The following is a 24,473-nucleotide window of genomic DNA, read 5'->3' on the forward strand; positions in this document are numbered from 1 at the left end:
GTCCGACGCACCCGGTGGGGTGCGTTGTCCGGTTGACCAGCGGGGCGCGCCGGGGGCGAGGGCCCACGGTATGAGGAGGCGTCCGTGCACGACAACGATCCGACCCGCCGGTTGTCTTCCCGGTCCGGGTCGGGCCGATGTCCAGCCATTGACGCCCGTCACACGTGCGTGATCTGATCGCCCCCTTGAAGAATCTTTCACATTTCGATGGGTGAGGGGTGTGGTCGGCATGACCGTGTTCCGTCGTTCCGTGCTCGCGGCGGCGCTGGCGCTCGCCACGGTGGGGCTGCCGGTCGCCGCGGCGCCCGCCGCGCCCGCCGCCGCGGCGCTGCCCACCGCCGCGGTGGCGTTGGGTGACAGCTTCATCAGCGGCGAGGGCGCCGGCGCGTACGCCCCGGTGGTCGACGTCAACGGCGTCGCGCAGGGCTTCCCCGGCTGGTCGGCGGCGAACGCCAACGCCTACTTCTGCCACCGCTCACCGAACGCCTCGCTGTTCCAGGCCGACCTGCCGGGGATCGCCGCGCGGTTCAACCTGGCCTGCTCCGGCGGGCAGCCGTACGACATCGCCAACGCCTCGGCCACCCGGGCCAAGGGCCGGCAGGTGGCCGCCCAGCTCGACCAGCTCCGGTCGGTGGCGCGCACCCACGACATCGACCTGGTGCTTGTCGGCCTCGGCTCGAACAACAGCTCGTTCACCTTCGGCAGCGTGGCGGAGAAGTGCGCCAACCGGTTCATCGCCGACGCCTGGACCGGCTGGTGGGAGTTCTGGGCCTACCTGGGCGGGCCGGTGGAGCAGAAGCCCTGCACCGACGCCGACCTGGGCACCGCCGCGCAGTTCTCCGCCGCCACCGCGGAGACCACGGCGGCGCTGCGCCAACTGCTCACCACGCTCGACGAGGTCGACGCGGACGGCCAGCACCGGATCGTGTTCCAGGACTACACCAACCCGCTGCCGCCCGAGCTGGCGCAGAGCTACTGGAGTGAGGACAACCGGGACGACACCCGGGACAAGTTCCGCGCCCTGGGCGCCGAGCGGTACGCGGCCGGCTGTCCGATCCACCGGGCCAGCCTGGCGCCCGGGCAGCGCTTCTCCCAGGGGCTCGGTTCCCTGGTCGGGTCCGTACGCGACACGCTGGCCGCCGAGTTCCCGGCCGACGACCTGGTCTACCTGAACGTGCAGCGGGCGTTCGACGGCGCCCGGCTCTGCGAGTCGGCGGGCAGCCCGGCCAACGCGCTGGCCACTCCGATCCGGCTGATGGACGGCCCGAGCGGCGTCTTCGTGACCAGCCTCTCCGGCAAGGACAAGCTCGACATCCAGCGGATCGCGAACGCCTGCGGGACCTACTTCCAGACCTGCCAGGAGTCGTGGCACCCGAGCGCCGCCGGCCACCGGGTGCTCGGCCGGTGCCTGAGCGGGGCGGCGACGACGGGCGCCCGCACCGTGGCCTGCGTCCGCGCGCCGGACGGCACGATCACGGTGCGCTGAGGCCGCGGGCCGGCGTTCCCGCTCCGGGTACGCCGGCCCGCGCCGGCGCGGCGAGCCGGTGGGCCCACCGCGCGGCAGCACCGCCACGCGCCGCGCCGGGCGGCGGTCAGCTCCGGATCGCGGCGCCGAGCACGTGCGGCGAGGCGGGCACCGGGATCCCCCGCTCGGGGAAGCGGAACCGGTCCAGTTCGGTCACGGTGAAGCCGGCGGCCCGGATCGCGGCCACGGTGTCGCGGCCGGTGTGACAGCCGGCGCAGAACAGCGGCCACAGCGTCCGGTCGGCGAGGCGCTGGGCCCGGCGCAGGCCCCGCGTCGACGCGACCACGTGCTCGTAGAAGCGCAGTTCGCCGCCGGGTCGCAGGACCCGACGCGCCTCCCGTAGCGCGACCGCCTGGTCGGGCACGGAGCAGAGCACCAGCGAGAACACCACCGCGTCGGCGGCGCCGTCGGCGACCGGCAGCGCCTCGGCCAGACCGGCGGCGACGGTCACCGGCACTTCGGCGGCGGCCCCGGCGGCGTGGGCGAGGGCGCGTAGCAGGGGTTCCGGCTCGACGGCGAGCACCCGGGTCACGGCCGGCGGGTAGTGCGACAGGTTACGCCCGTTGCCGGCGCCGACCTCGACCACCCGGCCGCGTAGCCCGGCCACCAGGCGGCGTCGGTGCGCGGCGACGCCGATGGCGTCCATGGCGACGCTGGCGCGCGCGAACTGCCGGGCGAAGATCGGGTGGGAGAAACCCATCAGCGGGCCGCCGGTGGGGCGCCGAGGCTGAGCAGGAGCGGGCCGGCCGCGCCGTCGACCAGATCGCCGAGGCGAGTCCCGTCGAGCACGGCGAGGAACGCCGCCTGCGCGCGGCGCAGTTCGCCGCGCAGCCGGCAGCCGGTGACGAGCGGGCAGGCGGGTTCGGCGCAGTTGACCACCTCGTCGTCGCCCTCGAAGGCCCGGACCACGTGCCCGACGGTCAGCTCGCCGGCGTGCTCGGCGAAGGCCACCCCGCCGGAACGGCCCCGGATGGTCACCAGCACGCCGAGTCGCTGGAGCCGCTGCACCACCTTGGCGACATGGCTGCGGGGCAGCGCGAGTCGGGTGGCGAGCTCGTCGACCGTGGCGCGGACCGGGGACGCGGCGGTCAGCATGGCGATCCGCAACGCCATGTCGGTCGACCGGTTGAGCCTCACGCACCGACCCTAGCCACTGGACGCCGAATGTGACACGGGTCGATTCGGGTGACCCACGCCATGCTCACGCCGGGACTTTGGACCCTGAAGAGGACTCCGTCACTCCTGTTTCGTGGAGGTCGACCTGATGGACGCCCGAAGGAGACAGTCGTGCTCTCGGAATCCTCCGCCGCCGTGGTGACCGCGACCCTGCCCGCCGTGCGGGCGCACGGCGAGGCGATCACCGGCCGGTTCTACCGGCGGATGTTCGACGCCCACCCGGAACTGCTGGACCTCTTCAACCGGGGCAACCAGGCGACCGGACAGCAGAAGGCCGCCCTGGCCGCCGCCGTGGTCGCGTACGCCGGGCACCTGACCGGGGACTCCGCCGGCCCGCCGTGGGGGCCGGTGCTGGATCGGATCGCGCACAAGCACGCCTCGCTCGGCATCACCGCCACCCAGTACCCGATCGTCGGCCGGCACCTGCTCGCGGCGGTCGGCGAGGTGCTCGGCGACGCCGTGACGCCCCCGGTCGTCGCCGCCTGGGACGAGGTCTACTGGCTGCTCGCGTGCGAGCTGATCGCCCGGGAGGCACGGCTGTACGCCGGGGCCGGCGTGCCCGAGGGCGGTCCGGTGTGGCGGGACTGGCGGGTCACCGGCCGGGCCCGGGAGACCGCCGACGTCGTCTCGTTCACCCTGGCCCCGGCCGGCGGTGCCGCCGCTCCCGGCTTCGTTCCCGGCCGGTACGTGTCGGTCGCGGTCGACCTGGAGTCCGGCCAGGGGCGGCAGATCCGGCAGTACAGCCTCTCCGGCCGGCCCGGCGCGGACACGTGGCGGATCACCGTGAAGCGGGTCCGCGGCGAGGCGGGCGCGCCGGACGGGATGGTCTCCGGGCATCTGCACGAGCATGTGGCGGTCGGCGACACGCTCCGGCTCAGCCCGGCGTTCGGCGAGGTCGACGCGGCCGGCGGCGACGGGCCGCTGCTGCTGGTCAGCGCCGGCATCGGACTCACCCCGGCGATGGCGGCGCTGGCGCACCTGGCCGATCAGGACCCCCACCGCGAGGTGACGCTTGTGCACGCCGACCGGACCGCCAGCACGCACGCGTTGCGCCACGAACTGCCCGCGCTGCAGGAGCGGCTGCCGAACCTCACGGCCCGGCTCTGGTACGAGGACGCCGCCAGCGGCGACCTGCCCGGGCTGAAGGCGGAGGTACGGTCCGGGCTGGTCGAGCCGGAACGGATCCCGGTCACCGCCGGGGCCACGGCGCACCTGTGCGGCCCGATCGCCTTCATGAACCTGGTCCGGAGCAACCTGCTGGGGCGGGGCGTGCCGGCCGGACGGATCGCCTACGAGGTGTTCGGCCCCGGGATGCTGCCCGGCTGACCGGCCGGCGGTGCGGCACCGGCCGACCGTTGCTACCCGCCGGTAGCTACGCTGGGCCGGTGAGTGTCGAGTACGCGCAGGAGTACGTGGACGTCGACGGCGCCCGGATCGGGGTGCAGGTCTATCCGGAGCCGGCCGGGCGGTCCGGCGCGCCGGTGGTGGTGATCTGGCCGGCCATGGGCGTCCGGGCCCGCTACTACCGGCCGTTCGCCGCCGCGCTGCGCGAGGCCGGGCTCGCGGTGATCGTGGCGGACCTGCGCGGCACCGGAGAGAGCACCCCCACCCCGGCCCGCACCTGCCGGTACGGCTACGCCGAGCTGGCCGGCGACGTCGGCGCGGTGCTCGACGCGCTCAAGCCACGGCTGGACGGCCGGGTCCGGGTGCTGCTCGGGCACTCCCTCGGCGGGCAGGTCGCGGTGCTGCACCAGGCGCTGCACGACGCCGGCCGGGTGGACGGGCTGGCGCTCGTGGCGGTGGGCCTGCCGTGGTGGCGACGGTATCCCGGTCGACGCGGCTGGGGTGTGCTGCCGTACACCCAGGGCATCGCGGCGGCGGCCCGACTGCTCGGCGTCTGGCCCGGCTGGGGCTTCGGCGGCCGGCAGGCGCGCGGTGTGATCCGCGACTGGGCGCACACCGCCCGCACCGGGCGGTTCCCGGCGCTCGACGGGGTCGACGCGGAGGCCGCCGTGCGGCGGATCCGGACGCCCGTGCTCGCGGTGAGCGTCGACGACGACCAGTACACGCCGCACGACACGCTCGACCACCTCTGCGACAAGCTGACCGGCGCGCCGGTCACCCGGCACCGGTACACCGTCGCCGAGGCGGGCGCCGCGCTGGACCACTTCACCTGGGTCCGGGCGGCGGCGCCGCTCGCCGCCCGGGTGGCCGCGTTCGCCGACACGCTGCCGACCCGCATCCCGGGGGCGTGAGCGGGTCCAGGACGGGTATGCCGCACCGCCCGAACACGGCGGAGGGGGATCAGATGTCCGAACGGCACACCACGTTGCGCTCGATGCACGACCTGGGCCTGGCGGCCTGGTTCGGCGGCTCGCTGATGGGAGCGCTCGGCGTCAACGGCGCAGCGGCACGAATCGACGACACGACCCAGCGGCTGCCGGTGGCCTCGGCCGGCTGGTCGCGGTGGACCCCGGTGAACGCGGCGGCGATCGGCGCGCACCTGGCCGGCGCGGTCGGCGAGCTGGTCACCGAGAGCCCGCGGATGGCCCGGCAGGCCGGCGTGGGCAAGGCGAGCGCGGTGAAGACCGCGCTCACCGTCGGCGCGCTCGCGGTGACCGGGTACAGCAAGATGGTGGGCATGCGCCTGGAGCGGGCGGGCGGGCCACCCGTCGACGGGACCACCGAGCCGAACCACCACACCCCGGCCAATGTCGCCGCCAGCCAGCGGCAGATGAAGCTGCTCCAGTGGGCGATCCCGGCGTTGACCGGCGCGCTGGTCGTGGTGACGGCGTACATGAGCGAACAGCAGAAGCCGACCCAGGTGTTCCGCGGCATGCTCGATCGCGCCGGCGGGCTGATGTCCGCGCCGAAGACGGTCGGCAAGGTCGCCGCGATGGGCGCGGCCACGCGGCACATGGCCGGGGCCACCCGCTGACCACCGCGTGGCCGGCGGCCCACATCGGGGTGGGTCGCCGGCCACGCGGTGCCCTGCTCGGGAGCCGGTGCCGCCCCCGTCCCGGGCGGCCTCAGGCGCGCGCGGTGGCGGGAACCACGCCGAGAAGCCCGGCGAGGCGGGCGGCGTCCCGCTGGGCCTGGTCGCCGCAGCAGTTGTTCATCAGCACGTGCAGCTCGGCGCACTTGTCGGCCAGCTCGCGCAACAGCACCGACCAGTGCCGCAGCTCCCGCTCGCCGTAGGCGTAGCGGAACCGCTCCTGCTTGTCGCCGCTCTCCCAGGCGTCGCTGTGCCCGTGGAAGCGGACCACCGCGAGGTCGGTGGTGGCGACCAGGATCGGCGGCACCGAGGAGGCGTGCCCCTGCGGCATGTCCACACAGCCGTAGCCGAGCCCGTTCTCGCGCAGGAACGTCACGGTGTCCACCACGGCGTCCTCGGCGAACCAGGAGGAGTGCCGCAGCTCGACGGTGACCGGGAAGGGCCGGCACCGCCGCGCGGCGGCCAGGATCCGCCGGCGGGCCGCGTCGCCGCGGGCCAGCCAGGGCGGGAACTGCAACAGCACGGCGCCGAGCCGGTCGGCCGCCGCGAGCGGCGCCAGCGCCGCGTGGAATCGGTCCCACAACTCGTCGTACGCCCCGGCGGACAGGTCCCGCCAGCGGATCCGGCTCGGGCCACCCGCCGGTCGCAGGTCCTTCGGCAGCGCCTCGACCGGGGTGTGGTGGCCGGTGAAGAGCCGGAACGCCTTGACGTCGAAGGTGAAGCCCGACGGGGTCGCGTCCGCCCAGCCCGCGGTGGTCTCCGGCGCCGGCACGGCATAGTACGAGGTGTCCACCTCGACCAGTCCGAAGTGCTCGGCATACCAGCCCAGCCGGCCGGCCGGGGTGTTGGTCCCGCCTGGATACCAGCCGGAGCGGACCAGCATCTGGTCGGCCCACGAGGACGTGCCCACCTTGATGACACCCATGTCATTCAGTTCACCCCGAACCGGACGTACCGGCAACCGGAGAGGCCGGTGTGTGACGCGCGGGCAGGTGACGGCGCTGAGGGTCACGAGATGGACGCACCCCGCCTGGATCAGGAGACCGTCGAGTGGTTGCTCGCCGGTGCTGCCGGCGACTCCCGGCCGGCTGCGCCCCGGGCGCTCGTCCGGCTCCTCCACGCCGTGCGGGCCGCACCCGGCAACGGGGAACTCGACGGCGAGGCGGCCGTCCTCGCGGCCTATCGAGCGGCGCGTGTGCAGAGCACCGGACCGGACTCAGCCGTCGGGCCGGTCGCCGGTTACGGCCGGCGGACGCGCGCGGCGGCACGGCGTGACCCGGGCGGCCGTCCGATCCGACGATTCGCCGCCGGGCTGCTCGGCGCCAAACTCGCCATCGCCACCCTGGCCGCGACGCTCACCGGTGGCGTCGCGCTGGCCGCCGTGACCGGGAACCTGCCCGGGGGCGTCGAGGTCGACGGGCAACCCGCGACGCCCGGCACAGGTGCCGCGCCCACGGCAGGCGCCACACCCACCGCCGGTGCCAGACCCACCGCCGGCGCCAGACCCACCGCCGGCGCCAGACCCACGGCGTACCCGAGTCCTCCGGCCGGCAGCGGCCCTTCCGGCAGGGCGACCGACACGTCCGCACCGGCCCGACTCTGCACCGCGTACCGAGCCGTCGCCGAGGGTGAGCGGGGTCCCGCCCTGGAGACGCCGGCCTTCGCCGGTCTGGTCGCCGCCGCCGGCGGCCCGGACCGGGTGCCCGGCTACTGCGCCGGCCTGCTCGACGGCTCCGGTTCGCCCGGGCCGACCGCCACGCCGTCGGGTGCGGATCCGACCGGCCAGTCCACCGGTCCACCGACCGGAGGCGTCCCCACCCCCGACGTCGTGGTTCCGTCAACCCGTGCCCACGATTCCGCCCACCGGTCGGTGACGGCTCGGACGCCGCCGCCGTCCGGCCGGCGGGCCGATGGACGAACCGGCTGGTAACTTGCCCCGGTGACCCCCCGGCGTCGCCGACCGGCGATCCTCCTCCGCCTGGCCGTGGTGCTCGCCGTGCTGGCCGGCATCGTGCTCACCGCGCTCGGCCCGGCCACCGTGACCGGCCTGCTGCCGTACTTCACGATCCAGAGCAACGTGGCGGTCGGCGTCCTCGCCGGCTACGCCGCCTGGTGCGCGTCGCGCGACCGGCCGGAGCCGCCGAGTGCGCTGAAGGGCGCGGTGACGCTCTACATCACCATCACCGGCACGGTCTACCACCTGGTGCTGGCCAATCCAGCCAGCCCGTTCGCCATGGCGCAGCCGCACCGGGAGCCGGGCGAGTGGTGGGGCAACCAGCTCCTGCACACCGTGGTGCCGCTGCTCGCCGTGGCCGACTGGGCGCTGTTCGACAGGCGTGGCCGGCTGCGCCCGCGGTACGCCGCCTGGTGGCTGGCGTTCCCGCTCGCCTACCTCGGGTTCGCACTGGTACGCGGCCTCGTCGTGGACCGCTACCCGTACCCGTTCCTGGACGCCGGGCAGCTCGGCTACGACGGCGTCGGGGTCAGCGCGCTCGGGTTCGCCACCGTGTTCTGGCTGCTGGGCCTGCTCTTCGTGGGCGTCGACCGGCTGCTCGCCCGGACGTCCCGGGCCGACCCGCCGCCGCAACCCGAGGCGAACGGACCGGCGACCCGGGAGCGCAGCGGCTCCGGCTCCGGCTGAGCGGGCGCGGTCAGGCGGCGCGCCGGCCCGCTCCCCCGCCGGTGCGCAGCCGCCGACGACTGCCTCGTTCCCGGCCGTACGAGTCGGCCCGGCCCCACCGGCCCGGGACGTCGAGCAGCTCGATCTTTCCGTAGCCGGCGGGGATGGCCGGGTCCACCAGCAGGTTGTCCCCGCACGGGCGCAGTCCCAAGATGGTCGCGAGCAGCATCAGCAGGCCGCCGGAAGCCCACGACTGCGGTCGCCCGGCCGCCGGAAGCTGGACCGGGTACCTGGTGAGCCGGCGCGGATAGCCGGCGATCACCTCCGGCACCGACCCGCCGAGCGTCTCCGCCACGGCGAGCACACCGGCGGCGACCTGGGCGGCCTCGGCGTCGTAGCCGTACCGGCGCAGACCGGCCGCGACGAGGGCGTTGTCCGAGGGCCAGACCGCGCCGAGGTGCGCGCCGACCGGGTTGTACGGCCGTTGCCCCTCCGCGTAGGTGCGCACTCCCCAGCCGGAGAAGAGGTCCGGCCCGCACAGGTGGGCGGCGAGCGAGTCGGCCCGCTCGGGTGCGACGATGCCGCTCCAGAGCAGGTGTCCGAGGGCGGAGGTGAGCGCGTCGACCGGCTCCCCGTCCGGGGTGATGGCCAGCGCGTGGTAGCCCCGGTTCGGCAGCCAGAAGTCCCGGTCGAACCGCTCCCGCAACCGGGCCGCGTCCGCCTCCAGCCGCTGCGCGTACCCCGGGTCGTTCCAGAACTCCCGGGCCAGCCGGGCGCCCCGGATCCGCGCGTCGTACGCGTACCCCTGCAGTTCGCAGGTGGCCCGCGGGAACGGCGGCACGACGCCGTGCCGGTCGACGATCGCGTCCGGCGAGTTGCGCCAGGTCTGGTTGGCCACCCCGTTCGTCGTGTTGCGCGGCTGGTAGCGCAGGTAGCCGTCGCCGTACGGGTCGCCGTACTCGGTCAGCCAGTCCAGCGCCATCCGGGCCGGGTGGCGCAGTTGCCGGACCAGGTCGGCGTCGCCGGTCCAGCGTTCGTACTCGTCGAGCAGGACGACGAAGAGCGGGGTGGTGTCCGCCGCGCCGTAGTAGAGCGCGGTGGGCTTCTCGCCGAACGCGGCCGTCTCGCCGTACCGCAGCTCGCCGAGGATCTTGCCGGGTTCCTCGTCGTGGTAGTCGTCGAGCTGGCCGCCCTGCGCGAACGCGAGCATGCGCAGCGTCGGCGGCGTCAGCTCGGGCGTGAACGGCAGCGTCTCCAGGCAGGTGATCAGCGCGTCCCGGCCGTACAGGGTCATCGCCCAGGGCAGCCCGCCGACCGGCACCCGCTCGGCGTACGCGAGCGGGGTGTAGCGCAGCGCGGCCAGGTCGGCCAGGGCCTGCCGGTACGCGGCGGCCAGGGGCGCGCGGTCGGCGACCAACTGCGGCGCCTGGTCGAACCACCGGGTCAGGTCGTCGGCCATGCTCTGCCGGACCTGTTGGCGGTGGGCCTCGATGTCGGTCCGCAGGTCCTGTTCGCCGGCGCCCTGGATGACCATGTGCACGTGCAGGTCGGTGCGCCAGGAGCCGTTGGGCTCGATCCGGAGTCGGAAGGTCATCCCCCGGGAGTCGACCTCGACCGGGGCGGTGCTGGCGACCACCGTCTCCCGGGTGAACCGTTCGCGCTGGTAGCGGATCCGCAGCTCACGGCGCTCCGGGTCGGCGGTGGCGGCCGGGCGGCGCGGGCCGGGTTGATGGATCTCGGCGGTGTCGGCGAAGTCGCTGCCGATCTCCATCCGCACCGTGAACTCGGCGGGTTCGGCGGAGTGGTTCAGCACCGTGATCTCCTCGTGGAACGACTCACCGAGGGAGCGGTACCGGATCACCGAGATGTCGGCGTCGACATAGTGGCTGGCGGCGCCGGGCACCAGCACGAAGCGGGCCTCGAAGTAGCTCAGGTCGTCCCGGGACAGCGCCTGCAACCGCTCACCGTCGATCGTCAGGATCCAGCGGGACAGGAACCGGGTGTCGAAGGAGAACAGGCCGATCGGCACGCACGGCTCCGCTTCCATGTCGCCCTGCGCGTCGCCCGTGGCGAAGGCGTTGCCGGCGAGGACGGAGACGAGTTCCTGCTTCATCGCGCCGCCAGCCGGTGCGGGGAACCAGCGACGTCCCGGGGGTGCCGTGCGTCCGGCGGGCCGGGGAAGATGCGGCGCAACATCGTCAACAGTCGTAGGTTGCCCTGCCCGCTGATGTCGTTGCGCAGGATCGCCGCGGCCAGGTGCAGGCGGCCCGCGGCGATCCGGTCGAACACCTCCCGGTCGGCCCGGATCACCAGGTCCGCCGCCTCGGCCGAACGGGTCACCCCGACCTCCTGGTGGTCGATGGTCAGATACCAGTGCTCGGTCCGGCCGCCCTCTCCCAGGTCCAGGCGGATCGTGCCGGAGGTGGTCTCGGGCAGCTCGGGGTGATGGCCGGCCGCTCCCCGGGCCAGGTACTCCGCGGCGGAGGCGCTCATCGATCCCTCCCTCGTCCGTGGCGGCGGCCGATGCCGGACTCCGCCCGAGGCGCTGGGTTCCCGCCGCCCGGGTGGGTCCAACTCACCCGTTCCGGGTGAGACGGGCCGGCGGAGCGGGTACCGGCAGGGCCATGTCGATCACCGGGAACGCCGCCACCGACCGGGTGCTGCTGGCGCTGCTGACCATGCAGCGGGAGTCGTGGGAGCAGGGGATCCTCGGGCAGGCGCTGCTGGACCTGGGCCGGCCCGAGGTGGCGACGCTCGTCGCCGACGCCGCGGTGACCCGGCAGCGGCCGGACGGCCGGCTCGGTGAGCTGGCCGGCTCGGTGGGCGCGGTGAACGGCGCCGCGTGCGGCGAGGTGGTCCGGCACGCGGCGGACACCACCGGCGAGCCGAGGTACGCCGCCGCGCTGGCCGCGCAGCTCGACTGGTTGACGCGCCGGGCGCCCCGGGCCGTCGACGGCACCCTGTTCCACCTGCTGGACGGGCGTCAGGTGTGGGCCGACACGGTCTACATGGTGGTGCCACTGCTCGCGTTGACCGACCGGACGGAGCAGGCCGCCGCGCAGGTGGCGGGGCACCGGCGCCGGTTGCACGACGCGCGCACCGGCCTGTACGCGGCCCGCTGGGACGAAGACCGGGGCGAGCTGGACCGGCCGGGGCCCTGGGGAACCGGCAACGGCTGGGTGGTCGCCGGGATCGCCCGGGCGCTGCGCCTGGCGCCGCGGTGGCCGGCGGGGACGCGCGCCGAGCTGGCCGGGCACGTGGAGGAGGTGCTGACGGCCTGCCTGAGGCACCGCACCGACGACGGGCTCTTCCCCGACGTGCTCGACGATCCCGGCACGTTCCGCGAGGCCAACACCGCCCAACTGCTCGGGTACGCGGCGCTGACCGGGGTGGCCGACGGGTGGCTGCCGCCGTCGTGGCTCGACACCGGGGCGGAGCTGCTCGCCGCCGCCGGCCGGCGGGTGGACCGGTACGGGCGGGTGACCGGCGTCAGCGGAGCGCCGGACTTCGCCGGACCGGGCACCTCGCCCGAGGCGCAGGCCTGCCACCTGCTCGGGCAGGCCGCGCTGCGGCGCGCCCGGGCGGCGGTCAGTCCCGCCGGATGAGGCCGCGCACGTACGCCGCCTGCCCGACGTGCTGAAGGTCGTCGTCGAGCACGCTCACCAGCCGTACGCCGAGCGTGACCGGCGGGTCCCAGTTCTCGTCCACCACCCGGTCCAGATCGCCCGGACGCAACCGCCGCAGGTATGCCAAGCTCCGTTCCACCACCGCCCGGTGGTAGTCGAGCAGCACGCCGCCGTCATCCGGCCGCACCGCGGCGATCTGTTCGGGGCCGTGGCCGTAGCCGGTGTCGTCGGCGTCGGGGCGCAGGCCGCACCGCTGCGCCCAGTCGCCGGTGGCCCAGAGCTGCTTCTCCCCGAGCAGGTCCGCCACGTGATGATCCTGGATCCGGGTCAGGTGCCAGATCAACCAGCCGACCGGGTTCGCCCCGTCGGCCGGGGCCTGCCGAAGCTGCTCCGGGTCGAGCCCGTCGAGCGCACCGGCGACCAGGTCCGGCAGCCGCCCGTACGCCTCGGTCAGCAGGTCGTTCACGTCCACCGCGCCTCACTCCCCCACCGTCTCGTTGCCGTCCCCCGGGTGCAGTACCGCCGAGCGCGTCCGGCAAACATCGCCGCCGGGAGTCATCCGGTGGTCGGGCCCGCCTCGGGTTTCGCACCATCTGCTACCACCTGTGGCGGTCCGCACCGAATCGGCGCAAGCTAGTGAAAGAGCAGCTCAGAGCCTATCTGGTCACCCGAAGACGTGCGGCTGGAGCGCGTAGGCGCACGTCGAAGGAGATCGTCATGGCCGCACCCGTGATCCGTTCCGTCACCGCCGACCAGACCGTCCTGACACCCGGGCAGTCGACCACCGTACGGGTCGACGCCTACCATCCCGACTCCCGACTGCTGACCCTCCCCGGCCGGGTCAGCGACCCCACCGGGGTGGCCTGGGACAGCCCGGTCCGGCTGGACCTGAGCGTGCCGCTGACCGTGCAGCTCGGCAGCGCCTCACCGGGTGTGACAGTCACGCCCGCCGACGCCGACCCGACCCGCTTCACGGTCGGCGTACTGGCCGGCCCGGGCACGGTGACGCTCACCGCGACCGCCCGGGACGGCGCGGGGCGCGCCGGCACCGGCAGCGCCACCCTGACGGTGCCACTGCTGGTCGGCATGTCCGCCGAGAAGGGCGCACGGACCCGGCGGGTGGTCGCCGACTATCCGGGCATCCGCTACATGCGTGACTACGGCACCGACGGCCCGGACGCGGACGCGCTGCCGGAGCTGCCCCCGCTGAACGCCGGGAAGTTCGCCGACGCGCCGTCGGCCGTCATGCACGTCTCCTGGAAGGACGACGTCGAGCAGCTCGCGGGCTGGCTCGACGAGGTGCGCCGGCCGATCTACCTGACCTGGTACCACGAGCCGATGGGCGACGTGACGCCGGCGACGTACCGGGCCACCGCCGCCCGGGTGAGCCAGATCCTGGCCGCGCATCCCCAACGGCGTTGGGTGCTGGGGCACGGCCCGATCGTCACCCGTTACTGGCTGGACGAGGGGCGCGGCAACCCGACCGACTGGGTCTACCCGGGCATGACGCACTACGGGGTGGACTGCTACTCGCAGGACACCGCCGCGTACTGGCCCGCCTCCCGGATGTTCGGGGTGGCCTTCGGCAAGGTGCGCGCCGCCGTCCCCGGCGTCCGGCTGCTGGTGCCCGAGTACGGGTTGAGCCGGACCACCGCCGACACCACGGGCGCGGGCCGGGCCCAGGCGCTCCGGGACCACGTCACCTGGCTGCGGCAGCAGCACGACGTGGACGCGATCGCGTACTGGAACAACTCGACGGGAGTGCCGTTGGGCGACCCGCCGTTGGAGTCGACCGCCTGGCGCGATCTCCAGCTCGGCTGGGCTTAGAATGACCTGATGGGGCGGAGCCGGTGACGAGCGTGGCCGCGACGGGCCACGGCCACGCCTGCCTCGCCTACGACGACCCGGCCACGTGGCACGCCCGCACGGTCGAGCAGGTCACCGTCGGTCTCGCGGCCGGTGAGCAGGTCTGGGTGGTCGGGCCGGAGGAGCCCGGTGCCGTGACCCGGCGGCTGGGGTCCGTCCCCGGCTTCGACGCCGCGTTGGGTCGCGGCACGGTGCGGCTGTTCGCGACCGGCGACGCCTACCGGCACGACCGGGCCGTCGACGCTCGGCGACAGGTCCGGGCGTACGCGCGGGCCACCGCCGAGGCGCTGGCCGCCGGCCACACCGGCCTGCGGGTGGTGGCCGACGCGACCGCCCTGGTCCGTGACGCCGCCCGGCGCGACGCGTTCGCCCGCTACGAGCACCAGGTGGACCGCTGGATGCGGCACCGGCCGATGTCGGCGGTGTGCGCCTACGACCGCCGGGCGCTCGGCGACGCGGCGGTCGCCGAGCTGGCCTGCCTGCATCCGGAGAGCAACGCCGACGTGCCGTTCCGGCTGCACGCCGGCGACGGTGACGCGGTGGTGGCGCTCGGGGGCGAGCTGGACCAGACTCACCACGCGCTCTTCGCCGCCGCCCTGGACCGGGCCGACCCGCGACCGGTCGCCGGGCGGCTCGTCGTCGACGCGGCCGACCTGCGCTTCGTCGACCACCGCGCGCTTCTGCGCCTGCGCGACCATGCCCGCCGGCACCGCGCCGCCGTGGTGCTGCGCACCCGCCGCCCGGCCGTGGCCCGGCTGGTCGAGCTGCTGGGCCTGACCGAGGTACGGGTGGAGGTGCTCCGATGAGGACCGGTGCGGCGGCCGGGCACGTGGGCTACTTCCACGAGGCGATCCTCTACGACTCCGACGAGCACCTGCTGGCTGTGGTGCTGCCGTTCCTGACCGGCGGCGTCGAGGCCGGTGAGCCCACCGTGGTGGGCCTCGGCGCCCGCAACGCCGACCTGGTGCGTCGGGCGTTGCCGGCCGGCGCCGGGGTCACGTTCCTGCCCGGCGGGGACGTCTACGCCCGGCCCACCGGGGCGATCCGCGCCTACCGGGAACTGCTCGCCGGGCACGTGGCGGCGGGCGCGACGCAGATCCGGATCGTCGGCGAGCTGCCGCCGGTGGTGTTCGGTGCGACCTGGGACTGGTGGGCCCGCTACGAGTCGGCGATAAACCACGCGTACGACGAGTTCCCGCTCTGGAGCATGTGCGCGTACGACCGGCGGGTCGCGCCGCCGCACGTGCTGGCCGACGTGGCGCGCACCCATCCCCGGATCGCCGGGCCGGACGACGCCCACGAGCCGACCGGCGTCTACACCGAGCCGGTGAGCTACCTGGCCGAGCACCACCCGGCCCCGCTCGACCCGCTCCAGCACACCACGCCCGCGGTCGACCTGACCGATCCGACGCCGGCCCGCGCCCGGGAGGCGGTACGCGCCGCCGACCACGGCCTGCTTTCGCCCGACGGCGTCGACGACCTGGTGATGGCCGTCAGCGAGGTGGTGTGCAACGCGCTGCGGCACGGGACGACGCCGGTGCGCGTGCGGGTGTGGTGCGCGGCGGACCGGATCGTGGTGACCGTCCACGATCGCGGTCCCGGCCCCAAGGACCCGTACGCCGGTCTGCTGCCGGCGGGCGACGGCAGCGAGGGCGGCCTGGGGCTCTGGATCACCCACCAGAGTTGCGACCACGTGACCTCGCACCGCGACGCCGACGGTTTCACCATCCGACTGACGGCGGGGAATGCCCACTTCCCGGTCTGACCGACCGACCAACCGGCGGTCCCGGGGCGGGGCGGGGTCAACGGCGCGCGCGGACACGGTACCGTTGCGCCTCATCGTGCCCCGCGGCCTGGCGCTGGCGAACCGACGGAGGATGGCGCATGTCCAACGGTGAGGAACCGTTCGCACCCCACGACGACGTGTCCGCGCGGCCACGGTTCGACCCGGCCCTGCGCGGCTACGACAAACGGCAGGTCGACAGGTACGTCGAGCAGATGGACGGCGAGGTCAGCTCCTTGACCGCCGCCCGGGACCGGGCGTACGCACAGGTCCGCGAGTTGACCGCGCAGATGCAGCGGGCGCAGGCCGAGGCGGTCGAGCTGCGCGACCGCCCGACGCCTGTCGACCGGGCTTCCTTCCGGGACCTCGGCCCGATGGTCGACCAGATCCTCGATCTGGCCGAGAAGCAGGCCGGCCAGATCACCGAGATGGCCACGAAGCGCGCCGACGACGTCCACGCGCAGGCGGAGAAGGTGCTGGCCGCGGCCCAGGAACAGGCGGCCCGGGACCGGCGCGAGCTGGACGAGGAGCTGTCCACCCGCCGGGCCGAGCAGGAGCGGGCGGACGAGGAGCGGCGGGCCGTCGCACAGGCGGAGCTGACCGCCGCGCGGGAGCTGGCGGAGAAGCTGCGCACCGAGGGTCAGGCCGTGCACGACCGGGCCCAGCAGGAAGCCAAGCGGATCTCCGAGCAGACCACCCAGCAGGTCGAGCAGGCCCGGTCGGCGTCCGAGGCGCTGGTGAAGGCCGCGCGCACCCAGATCCAGCAGGAGGTGCAGGCCAACCGGAGCAAGGCGCAGCAGGAGCTGGCCCAGTGGCAGGCCACCATGGCCCGCGAGCTGGACGAGCGGCGGGCCGCCGCCGAGCAGGAGCTGGCCGACCGGGCAACCGCCGCGGAACGGGACATCGCCGCGCTTGTCGCCGAGGCCCAGCAGTACGCGACCGAGGTGCGGGAGCGGGCCGACGAGGAGAACGCCGCGCACCAGGAGCAGCTCGCGGTCGTGCAGCGGGAGGTCCAGCAGCGGCAGGAGGCGCTTGCCCAGCTCAAGACCGAGCTGGAGACCGTCGGCCAGCAGTTGGCGGAGACCCGCGGGGAGATCACCGAGATCGAGCAGGCCGGCGCCGAGCTGGAGGAGCGGCTGGTCGGCGTACGCCGGGACCTGGCCACCGAGACCAGGCGGCTGGAGGAGGCGCGGCGGGCGGCGGACCTGGCGGAGCAGCACGCCAAGGAGACCCGGGCCCGGGTGCAGCGGGAGGCAAAGCGGGTGGCCGACCTGGCCGCGGCGGCGGTGATGGCGGCTGCCGCGGGTGGCAGCGAGACCGCCGAGTATCCGCAGGTGCTCGCGCGCCCGGCCGCTTCCGTCCCGGCGGCGGCCGAGCCGGCGCGCGGCGAGCGGTCCGACGCCGAGCGGACGGACACCGGGCGGCCTGACACCGGGCGGCTCGACGCGGAGCGGGCGAACTCTGAGCGGGCGAACTCTGAGCGGGCGGAGTCCGAGCGGGCGGAGTCCGAGCGGGGCGAGGTCGACCGGCCGAGCGCCGAGCCGTTCATCGAGCGGCTGGACGGGCCGAGCTTCGACGCGTTCGCGGTGCGCACGCCGGCGCCGCGTCCCGTCCCCGACGAGGACACGGACGTCCGCACCCCAGCCTGACGGTAAGGAGGGGCGCTTGCCACCTGCCTTTGCCATATGCAAATATGTGGATCAATGGCGGCCTTGATCCGGGGGTTGATGAGCATGCGCAAGGCGTCCTCGATCGGCGCGGCGGTCGTCCTGACCGTCGCCGCGGCGGGTGTCGCGGTGGTGGGCGCGGGCGCGCCGGCGAGCGCGAGCTGCGGCCACTCCCACTCCAACGTGGACAACAAGTTCGGCCAGCTCTTCAACGCCACGAACGTCAACATCCGCACCGGTCCGCACACCAGCTGCGGATCGCTCGGCTACGGCCAGCTCTCGCACGGCGTCGACTTCCACTGCTTCGCCAGCGGCGACCGGGTCAGCGCCAACGGGCACACCACCTACACCTGGACCTACCTGAAGGACACCACGACCGGCGTGTCCGGCTGGGCCGCCGACGCCCTGCTCGACAACCTCGGCGCCAACGTCGCCTGCTGACCGGCCCGCCCGGCGGGCGCCGGACGGGCAGAATCATCTGGCATGACCGGAGCCGCCCTCCACCCGCCCGTCGAGCCGTACGCCACCCACCGGATCCCGGTCGGCGACGGCCACGTCCTGCACGTGGAGGAGGTGGGACGGCCGGACGGCGTACCCGTGGTGTTCCTGCACGGCGGGCCCGGCGGCGGCCTGGTGCCGGCGGCGCGGCGGTTCTTCGATCCACGGCGCTACCGGGCGGTGTTGTTCGACCAGCGCGGAGCGGGCCGCAGCACCCCGTTCGGCGAGCTACGGGCCAACACCACCTGGCACCTGGTGGCCGACCTGGAGACGATCCGGCAGCGCCTGGGCATCGAGTCGTGGCTGGTCTTCGGCGGGTCGTGGGGGGTCACCCTCGGCCTGGCGTACGCGCAGACCCACCCGGACCGGGTGACCGGTCTGGTGCTGCGCGGCGTGCTGCTGCTGCGGCGCAGCGAGCGGGACTGGTTCTACCAGGGCGGCCTGCGCCACCTCCAGCCCGAGGAGTGGGAGCGGTTCGTCGCCCCGGTCCCGCCGGCCGAGCGCGATGACGTGCTGGCCGCCTACCACAGGCGGTTGCACGGCGCGGACGTCCACGAGGCCCGGGCGTACGCGCGGGCCTGGGGGCGGTGGGAGGCGGTGAACTCGTCGCTGCGGCCCGACCCGGAGGTGCTCGCCCACTTCACCGACGACGCCCAAGCGCTGCCAATCGCCCGGATCCTGTCGCACTACGCGGTGCACGGCGGCTTTCTCGCCGAGGGTCAACTGCTCGACGGGGTGGACCGGATCCGGCACCTGCCCGCCGTGATCGTCAACGGCCGGTACGACCTGTGCTGCCCGCCGGTGTCCGCGTACGACCTGGCCCACCGGTGGCCTGCGGCGGAGCTGCGGATCGTGCCGGACGCCGGCCACTCGGCGGCCGAGCCGGGCATCGCCCGGGAGTTGCTGCGCGCCGTCGACCGGGTCGCCGATCTGACCGGTTGACCGGGCTCCACGCCTGGCCTTCCGGGAGCGCCACTGGCAAGATCGACCGGGTGACGGCTGGGCTGTACGCGGTCAGCGACCTCCACGTGTCGTACGCGGAGAACCGCGCGGTGGTGGACGGCCTGCGGCCGGAGACGGCCGACGACTGGCTGATCGTGGCCGGTGACGTCGGCGAAGCCTTCGCCGACATCGAACGCACCCTGCGCGACCTGCGCGACCGGTTCGCCCGGGTGATCTGGGCGCCCGGCAACCACGAGTTGTGGACGCACCCGGCCGACCCGGTGACGCTGCGCGGGGTGGCGCGCTACGAGGCGCTCGTCGCCATGTGCCGCGACCTGGACGTGCTCACCCCGGAGGACGACTACCAGGTGTGGCGGGGCGCGGGCGGGCCGGTCACCGTGGCGCCGCTGTTCCTGCTCTACGACTACTCCTTCCGGGCGCCCGGGACGACGACGAAGGAGGAGTCGCTGCGCGTGGCGTACGCCTCCGGGGTGGTGTGCACCGACGAGATGTTGCTGCATCCCGACCCGTACCCGGATCGGGAGTCGTGGTGCTGGGCGCGACTGGCGGCGACCGAGCGGCGGTTGGCCGCCGCGGACCCGGCGTTGCCCACGGTCCTGGTCAGCCACTGGCCGCTGGTGCGCCAGCCCACCGACGTGCTCTGGTATCCGGAGTTCGCCCAGTGGTGCGGCACCGACCGCACCGCCGACTGGCACGTGCGGCACCGGGCCGCCGTCGCGGTCTACGGTCACCTGCACATCCCGCGCACCACCCACTACGACGGGGTGCGGTTCGAGGAGGTGTCGCTCGGCTACCCGCGCGAGTGGGGTCGCCGGGGCGGTGACCCCCGACCGATGCGGCGGATCCTCGGCGGTGCCGGGTGATCGAGGCGCTGCTACCGGCGGCGGTGGTGGCCGTGGAGGCGTTCGCCGACGTGCCCGGCGAGACGCCGTACCCCGGGGAGGAGGACCTGGTCGCCCGCGCGGTCGAGGGTCGCCGTCGGGAGTTCGTCACCGCCCGCCGCTGCGCCCGGGAGGCGCTGGGCCGGCTCGGGTACGCGCCGGCGCCGATCCTTCCCGGCCCGCGCCGGGAGCCGGTCTGGCCGTCCGGGGTGGTGGGGAGCATCACCCACTGCGCCGGCTACCGGGCGGCGGTGGTGGCGCCGGCCACCGCGCTGGCCGGGTTGGGCGTCGACGCCGAGCCGCACGGGCCGCTGCCCGACGGCGTGGCCGAGGCGGTCACCACCGCCGGGGAGCCGGCGCACCTGGCCGCGCTGCGCGGCGCCGACCCCGCGACGCACTGGGACCGGCTGCTGTTCAGCGCCAAGGAGTCCGTCTACAAGGCGTGGTACCCGTTGACCGGCCGCTGGCTCGGGTTCGAGGACGCGGAGTTGACCATCGCTCCGGGCGGCCGGTTCGCCGCCCGGATCCTTGTCGACGGCGCCCGGGCCGACGGCGGGCCGCCGCTGCGCGTGCTCGACGGTCGATGGCTGGTCGCCGGTGGGCTGGTGGTGACCGCCGTGGTCGTGCCGCACCCCGGCGACCCGTCCGGGTGATCCGTGTTTGTCCTCTCCCGCCACGGGTAGGGCCCTGAGGGCTTGATAAATCGCCCCAGGGAGGACAAAGCCTGATGGAATCCAGCAAGCCCGCCCAGGTCGTCAAGGATGTCGTCGAGGCCGCCGTGGAGAAGGTCGGCGACGCGCTGACGCCGGATGTCCCGGGCGCGCCGGGCAGCGCGCCACCCTCGCTGGAGGAGCCGACCACCCCGCACGGCCCGCTGCCGCCCTCCGACGAGCAGGGCGCACCGGACACCCGCACCCCGACCGGCGCGGAGACCGGCGTGCCGAAGAGCGCCAAGGGGCAGCAGGGGGCGTACCTCACCACCGCCAACGGCGCGCGGCTGCGCGACACCGACCACTCGCTCAAGGCCGGTCCGCGCGGCCCGGTGCTGCTCCAGGACCACCACCTGCGCGAAAAGATCATGCACTTCGACCACGAGCGGATCCCGGAGCGTGTGGTGCACGCCCGGGGCGCCGGCGCGCACGGCGTCTTCGTCGCCAACGGCGCCGCCGAGAAGGTCACCCGCGCCGGCTTCCTGAAGAAGGGACGCGAGACACCGGTCTTCGTCCGCTTCTCCACGGTGCTGGGCTCGCGCGGGTCGGCGGACACGGTCCGTGACACCCGGGGCTTCGCCACCAAGTTCTACACCGACGAGGGCACGTTCGACCTGGTCGGCAACAACATGCCGGTGTTCTTCATCCAGGACGCGATCAAGTTCCCGGACATCATCCACGCCGGCAAGCCGCACCCGGACCGGGAGATCCCGCAGGCGCAGAGCGCGCACGACACGTTCTGGGACTTCGTCTCCCTGCACACCGAGGCGCAGCACCACACCATCTGGAACATGTCCGACCGGGGCATCCCGCGGTCCTACCGGACCATGGAGGGCTTCGGCGTGCACACCTTCCGCCTGGTCGACGACGCCGGGGCGACGGTGCTCGTCAAGTTCCACTGGAAGCCGAAGCTCGGGGTGCACTCGCTGGAGTGGGAGGAGGCGCAGCTGATCAACGGCATGGACCCGGACTTCCACCGCCGCGACCTCTACGACGCCATCGAGGCCGGCGCGTTCCCGGAGTGGGAGCTGGGCATCCAGGTCTTCCCGGACACGCCGGAGGAGACGTTCGCCGGGGTCGACCTGCTCGACCCGACGAAGATCGTCCCGGAGGAGCTGGCGCCGGTGCAGCCGATCGGCACGCTGACGCTCAACCGGACGCCGCGTAACTTCTTCGCCGAGACCGAGCAGGTGGCGTTCCACCTCGGGCACCTCCCGCCGGGCATCGACGTCACCAACGACCCGCTGCTCCAGGGTCGGCTCTTCTCCTACCTGGACACGCAGCTCACCCGGCTGGGCGGGCCGAACTTCACCCAGATCCCGATCAACCGGCCGCACGCCGACGTCAACGACATGCTGCGGGACGGCTTCCACCAGCACGCGGTGCACGCCGGGGTGGCCCCGTACCGGCCGAACTCGCTCGACGGCGGCAACCCGTTCCCGGCCGGTGACCGGGAGCACGCCTTCGTCGACGTACCGGTGACGGTGGCGGAGGCGCCGAAGGTCCGGGCGGCCCCGGCCTCCTTCGACGACCACTTCAGCCAGGTCCGGCTCTTCTGGGCGAGCATGTCTCCGGTGGAGAAGGAGCACATCGTCCGGGCGTACACGTTCGAGTTGGGCAAGTGCTACCACCAGGCGATCAAGGAGCGGCAGCTCCAGTGCCTGGCCAACATCGACCCGGTGCTCTGCGAGCGGGTCGCCACCGGCCTGGGCCTGCCCGCGCCGCAGCCCACCGTGCCGCTGGCCGAGGTGCAGCCCAGCCCGGCGCTGTCCCAGGTCGGCCGGGAGTGGCCGGCCGACGGGCGGATGGTCGGCATCGTGGTCGACGCGGACCGCGACCTGGACGACGTCGGGCAGGTCCAGGGGGCGGTGTTCGCCGCCGGCATGGTGCCGCTGCTGATCGCCGCGCACGGCGGCACCGTCGGCGGGCTGCCGGTGCAGCGTACGTTCGCCACCGCCCGCTCGGTCGAGTTCGACGCGGTCCTGCTGGCCGGGGCCCCGGCGCCGGCGCCTGACGCGCTGCCGGCCCGGGACGCCAAGGCCGGCGCGGCGGGCTCCCCCACGGTCGACCCCCGGGTGCTGCTGCTGGTCGAGGAGGCGTGGCGGCACGCCAAGGCGATCGGCGCGTGGGGCGCCGGCACGGAGGTGCTCCAGCGGGCCGGGGTCGCCGGCTCGCCGGGCGTGGTCAGCGGCGGCTCCGGCGCCGAGGTGCTGGAAGCCGTGCAGGGGCTGATGGCGGCGCACCGGGTCTGGGAGCGGTTCCCCGCCTCGGTCGGCTGAGTCTCCTCCGCGTGACGCGGGGCGGTCCCGGACGGGGCCGCCCCGCGTCGTCGTCTGCCCCCGGCCGCGATGTTTCATCGACTTGTCTAAGTATTGCGATTCGATGTCGCGTACTGCCATGATGACCGTCATTTCTTCCTCCCTCGAAGGAGCGGTCCCCATGGCGCCCACCCGCCGTACTCTGATCCGGTCCGTGGTGGCCGGGTCCGCGCTCGCCGTGCTGCCTGATCTGCCACCCCTCACCGCCCGGTCCGCCGCCGCGGCCAGTCCCCCCGGCGACGTGGTCGGCAAGGTCACGGTCGGCTACCAGGGCTGGTTCAGCTGCCCGGGTGACGGCGCCCCGATCGGCGGCTGGTGGCACTGGAGCCGCGACCGCTTCCAGTCCCCCGCGCCGTCGAACACCACGATCGTGTCCTGGCCGGACATGCGGGAGTACGCCCGCGGCTACCCCACCGCGTACCCGAACCTCGGCGACGGCCGGCCGGCCACGCTCTTCTCCTCCTACGACCAGCAGACCGTGGACACCCACTTCCGCTGGATGCAGGAGTACGGCTGCGACACCGCGGCGTTGCAGCGGTTCAACCCGTTCGGCGACGAGGGGCCCACCCGCGACGCGATGACCGTCAAGGTCCGCTCGGCGGCGGAGCGCTACGGCCGCAAGTTCTACGTCATGTACGACGTCACCGGCTGGACGGCCATGCAGTCGCAGCTCAAGGAGGACTGGACGACCAGGATGTCGGCGCACACCGCCTCACCGGCGTACGCCCGGCAGAACGGCCGGCCGGTGGTGTGCGTCTGGGGGTTCGGCTTCGCCGACGACGGCCGTCCCTTCGCGCCCGCCGCCTGCCTGGACGTGGTGCGGTGGCTCAAGGCGCAGGGCTGCTACGTCATCGGCGGGGTGCCGACCTACTGGCGGCAGGGCATCAACGACTCCCGGCCCGGCTTCGCCGAGGTCTACCACGCGTTCGACATGCTGTCGCCGTGGATGGTCGGCCGCACCGGCACGCTCGACGGGCTGGATTGGTTCCACGCCAACGTGAACGTCCCCGACCTGGCCGACTGCGCCGCCCACGGCATCGACTACCAGCCCTGCGTGATGCCCGGCGACCTGTCCGCCGGGCACCGCCGGCACGGCGACTTCTACTGGCGGCACCTCTACCACATGGTCCGGCTCGGGTCGCAGGGCCTCTACGTGTCGATGTTCGACGAGTTCAACGAGGGCAACCAGATCTCCAAGACCAGCGAGACCGCGGCGGCCACCCCGGCCGGCGCCGGCATCCGGGCGCTCGACGAGGACGGCACGTTCTGCTCGGCCGACTACTACCTGCGCATCACCGCCGACGGCGGCCGGATGCTCAAGGGACAACTGGCGCTCACCCCGGTGCGCCCCACCCCGCCGGTTACCGGCGGCGGGCAGCCGTCCGGCGGCGACCTGGCGGCCGGCCGGCCCGCGTCGTCGAGCAGCCAGCAGAACGGGCCGTTCAGCGCCGGCAACGCGGTCGACGCCGACCCGGGCAGCTACTGGGAGTCGGCTAACGGGGTGTTCCCGCAGTGGTGGCAGGTCGACCTCGGCGCCGCCCGGTCGGTGGCCCGCGTGGTGCTCGCGCTGCCGCCGGGATGGGAGGCGCGTACCCAGACGCTGTCCGTGCAGGGCAGCACCGACGGGGCGAGCTTCGGCACGCTGGGCGCGTCGGCCGGGGTGCGGTTCGACCCGGCCGGCGGCAACCAGGCGACGCTGACCTTCGCCGCCACCTCGATCCGGTACCTCCGCGTGCTCATCACGGCGAACACCGGCTGGCCTGCGGGTCAGCTCGCTCGACTGTCCGCGTACGCAGCATGACCCATCGAAGTCTCTCGTTGACGGCTTAGTTAATAGTCTTTAAT

At 74.2% G+C, this 24,473-nt stretch carries 23 protein-coding genes; 17 read left to right on the plus strand and 6 right to left on the minus strand.

Going from position 1 to position 24,473, the window contains the following annotated elements; genetic code table 11:
- The first annotated feature begins 229 nt into the window (after nt 1-229).
- Nucleotides 230-1,486, plus strand: a complete 1,257-nt coding sequence (locus O7602_RS18840; protein WP_281583952.1) for a hypothetical protein — start codon at nt 230-232, stop codon at nt 1,484-1,486.
- A gap of 106 nt (nt 1,487-1,592) precedes the next feature.
- Here the strand turns inward: O7602_RS18840 and O7602_RS18845 are convergent, their stop codons facing one another.
- Nucleotides 1,593-2,225, minus strand: coding sequence for a class I SAM-dependent methyltransferase (locus O7602_RS18845; RefSeq protein WP_281583953.1), 633 nt, complete (start codon nt 2,223-2,225; stop codon nt 1,593-1,595).
- On the minus strand, nt 2,225-2,662 hold the full coding sequence (locus O7602_RS18850; protein ID WP_281583954.1) for an Rrf2 family transcriptional regulator: 438 nt from the start codon (nt 2,660-2,662) through the stop codon (nt 2,225-2,227). The genes O7602_RS18845 and O7602_RS18850 overlap by 1 nt, the downstream gene beginning before the upstream one ends.
- Before the next feature lie 150 nt (nt 2,663-2,812).
- Between O7602_RS18850 and O7602_RS18855 the strand changes: the two genes are divergently transcribed.
- The 3 genes from O7602_RS18855 to O7602_RS18865 are packed head-to-tail and all read left to right on the plus strand — an operon-like array spanning nt 2,813 to nt 5,639.
- On the plus strand, nt 2,813-4,027 hold the full coding sequence (locus tag O7602_RS18855; protein ID WP_281583955.1) for a globin domain-containing protein: 1,215 nt from the start codon (nt 2,813-2,815) through the stop codon (nt 4,025-4,027).
- Between the two features lie 59 nt (nt 4,028-4,086).
- The gene (locus tag O7602_RS18860; protein ID WP_281583956.1) at nt 4,087-4,956 is read left to right on the plus strand and encodes an alpha/beta fold hydrolase; all 870 of its coding nucleotides are present in this window, start codon (nt 4,087-4,089) and stop codon (nt 4,954-4,956) included.
- A gap of 53 nt (nt 4,957-5,009) precedes the next feature.
- A complete protein-coding gene (locus O7602_RS18865) occupies nt 5,010-5,639 on the plus strand; it encodes a hypothetical protein (protein ID WP_281583957.1) in 630 nt (209 codons plus the stop codon).
- 91 nt (nt 5,640-5,730) lie between these two features.
- Here the strand turns inward: O7602_RS18865 and O7602_RS18870 are convergent, their stop codons facing one another.
- Nucleotides 5,731-6,621, minus strand: a complete 891-nt coding sequence (locus O7602_RS18870) for a DUF72 domain-containing protein (RefSeq protein WP_281583958.1) — start codon at nt 6,619-6,621, stop codon at nt 5,731-5,733.
- A gap of 90 nt (nt 6,622-6,711) precedes the next feature.
- Here O7602_RS18870 and O7602_RS18875 point away from each other — a divergent pair, with 90 nt between their 5' ends.
- Both O7602_RS18875 and O7602_RS18880 read left to right on the plus strand, forming a co-directional pair.
- Nucleotides 6,712-7,626, plus strand: coding sequence for a hypothetical protein (locus O7602_RS18875; protein WP_281583959.1), 915 nt, complete (start codon nt 6,712-6,714; stop codon nt 7,624-7,626).
- 9 nt (nt 7,627-7,635) lie between these two features.
- On the plus strand, nt 7,636-8,337 hold the full coding sequence (locus O7602_RS18880; RefSeq protein ID WP_281583960.1) for a Pr6Pr family membrane protein: 702 nt from the start codon (nt 7,636-7,638) through the stop codon (nt 8,335-8,337).
- A 10-nt stretch (nt 8,338-8,347) separates the two neighbouring features.
- On the opposite strand, the gene O7602_RS18885 is transcribed toward O7602_RS18880, so the two are convergent.
- Complete coding sequence (locus tag O7602_RS18885) at nt 8,348-10,429, minus strand: glycogen debranching N-terminal domain-containing protein (protein ID WP_281583961.1); 2,082 nt, start codon at nt 10,427-10,429, stop codon at nt 8,348-8,350.
- Nucleotides 10,426-10,809: an SCP2 sterol-binding domain-containing protein gene (locus O7602_RS18890; RefSeq protein WP_281583962.1), complete on the minus strand. Its 384-nt coding sequence runs from the start codon at nt 10,807-10,809 to the stop codon at nt 10,426-10,428. Before O7602_RS18890 ends, O7602_RS18885 begins: the two co-directional genes overlap by 4 nt.
- Before the next feature lie 131 nt (nt 10,810-10,940).
- On the opposite strand from O7602_RS18890, the gene O7602_RS18895 reads away from it, so the two are divergent.
- Nucleotides 10,941-11,921, plus strand: coding sequence for a glycoside hydrolase family 88 protein (locus O7602_RS18895; RefSeq protein ID WP_281583963.1), 981 nt, complete (start codon nt 10,941-10,943; stop codon nt 11,919-11,921).
- Here the strand turns inward: O7602_RS18895 and O7602_RS18900 are convergent.
- Nucleotides 11,905-12,414, minus strand: coding sequence for a DinB family protein (locus O7602_RS18900; protein ID WP_281583964.1), 510 nt, complete (start codon nt 12,412-12,414; stop codon nt 11,905-11,907). The two genes, O7602_RS18895 and O7602_RS18900, sit on opposite strands and share 17 nt — an antisense overlap.
- A 245-nt stretch (nt 12,415-12,659) precedes the next feature.
- On the opposite strand from O7602_RS18900, the gene O7602_RS18905 reads away from it, so the two are divergent.
- From O7602_RS18905 to O7602_RS18950, 10 genes are all read left to right on the plus strand, one after another.
- Nucleotides 12,660-13,769 carry a hypothetical protein gene (locus tag O7602_RS18905; protein ID WP_281583965.1) on the plus strand — a complete coding sequence of 370 codons (1,110 nt, stop codon included), beginning with the start codon at nt 12,660-12,662 and terminating at the stop codon, nt 13,767-13,769.
- Between the two features lie 23 nt (nt 13,770-13,792).
- Nucleotides 13,793-14,614 (plus strand): MEDS domain-containing protein, encoded by an 822-nt coding sequence (locus O7602_RS18910; RefSeq protein ID WP_281583966.1) that lies wholly within the window; start codon nt 13,793-13,795, stop codon nt 14,612-14,614.
- On the plus strand, nt 14,611-15,573 hold the full coding sequence (locus tag O7602_RS18915; RefSeq protein WP_281583967.1) for a sensor histidine kinase: 963 nt from the start codon (nt 14,611-14,613) through the stop codon (nt 15,571-15,573). The genes O7602_RS18910 and O7602_RS18915 overlap by 4 nt, the downstream gene beginning before the upstream one ends.
- A 119-nt stretch (nt 15,574-15,692) precedes the next feature.
- Nucleotides 15,693-17,240 carry a hypothetical protein gene (locus tag O7602_RS18920; RefSeq protein ID WP_281583968.1) on the plus strand — a complete coding sequence of 516 codons (1,548 nt, stop codon included), beginning with the start codon at nt 15,693-15,695 and terminating at the stop codon, nt 17,238-17,240.
- Nucleotides 17,241-17,294: 54 nt separating this feature from the next.
- Complete coding sequence (locus tag O7602_RS18925) at nt 17,295-17,699, plus strand: hypothetical protein (RefSeq protein WP_281583969.1); 405 nt, start codon at nt 17,295-17,297, stop codon at nt 17,697-17,699.
- Nucleotides 17,700-17,741: 42 nt separating this feature from the next.
- Complete coding sequence (gene pip / locus O7602_RS18930) at nt 17,742-18,698, plus strand: prolyl aminopeptidase (protein ID WP_281583970.1); 957 nt, start codon at nt 17,742-17,744, stop codon at nt 18,696-18,698.
- 50 nt (nt 18,699-18,748) lie between these two features.
- Nucleotides 18,749-19,582, plus strand: a complete 834-nt coding sequence (locus tag O7602_RS18935) for a metallophosphoesterase (RefSeq protein ID WP_281583971.1) — start codon at nt 18,749-18,751, stop codon at nt 19,580-19,582.
- The gene (locus O7602_RS18940; RefSeq protein WP_281583972.1) at nt 19,579-20,253 is read left to right on the plus strand and encodes a 4'-phosphopantetheinyl transferase superfamily protein; all 675 of its coding nucleotides are present in this window, start codon (nt 19,579-19,581) and stop codon (nt 20,251-20,253) included. Before O7602_RS18935 ends, O7602_RS18940 begins: the two co-directional genes overlap by 4 nt.
- Nucleotides 20,254-20,327: 74 nt before the next feature.
- Complete coding sequence (locus O7602_RS18945) at nt 20,328-22,589, plus strand: catalase (protein WP_281583973.1); 2,262 nt, start codon at nt 20,328-20,330, stop codon at nt 22,587-22,589.
- Nucleotides 22,590-22,749: 160 nt separating this feature from the next.
- Nucleotides 22,750-24,429, plus strand: coding sequence for a discoidin domain-containing protein (locus O7602_RS18950; protein ID WP_281583974.1), 1,680 nt, complete (start codon nt 22,750-22,752; stop codon nt 24,427-24,429).
- Nucleotides 24,430-24,473 lie beyond the last annotated feature (44 nt).

Origin of the sequence: Micromonospora sp. WMMD1128 (assembly GCF_027497235.1) — a bacterium.
Classification (GTDB): Bacteria; Actinomycetota; Actinomycetes; order Mycobacteriales; family Micromonosporaceae; genus Micromonospora.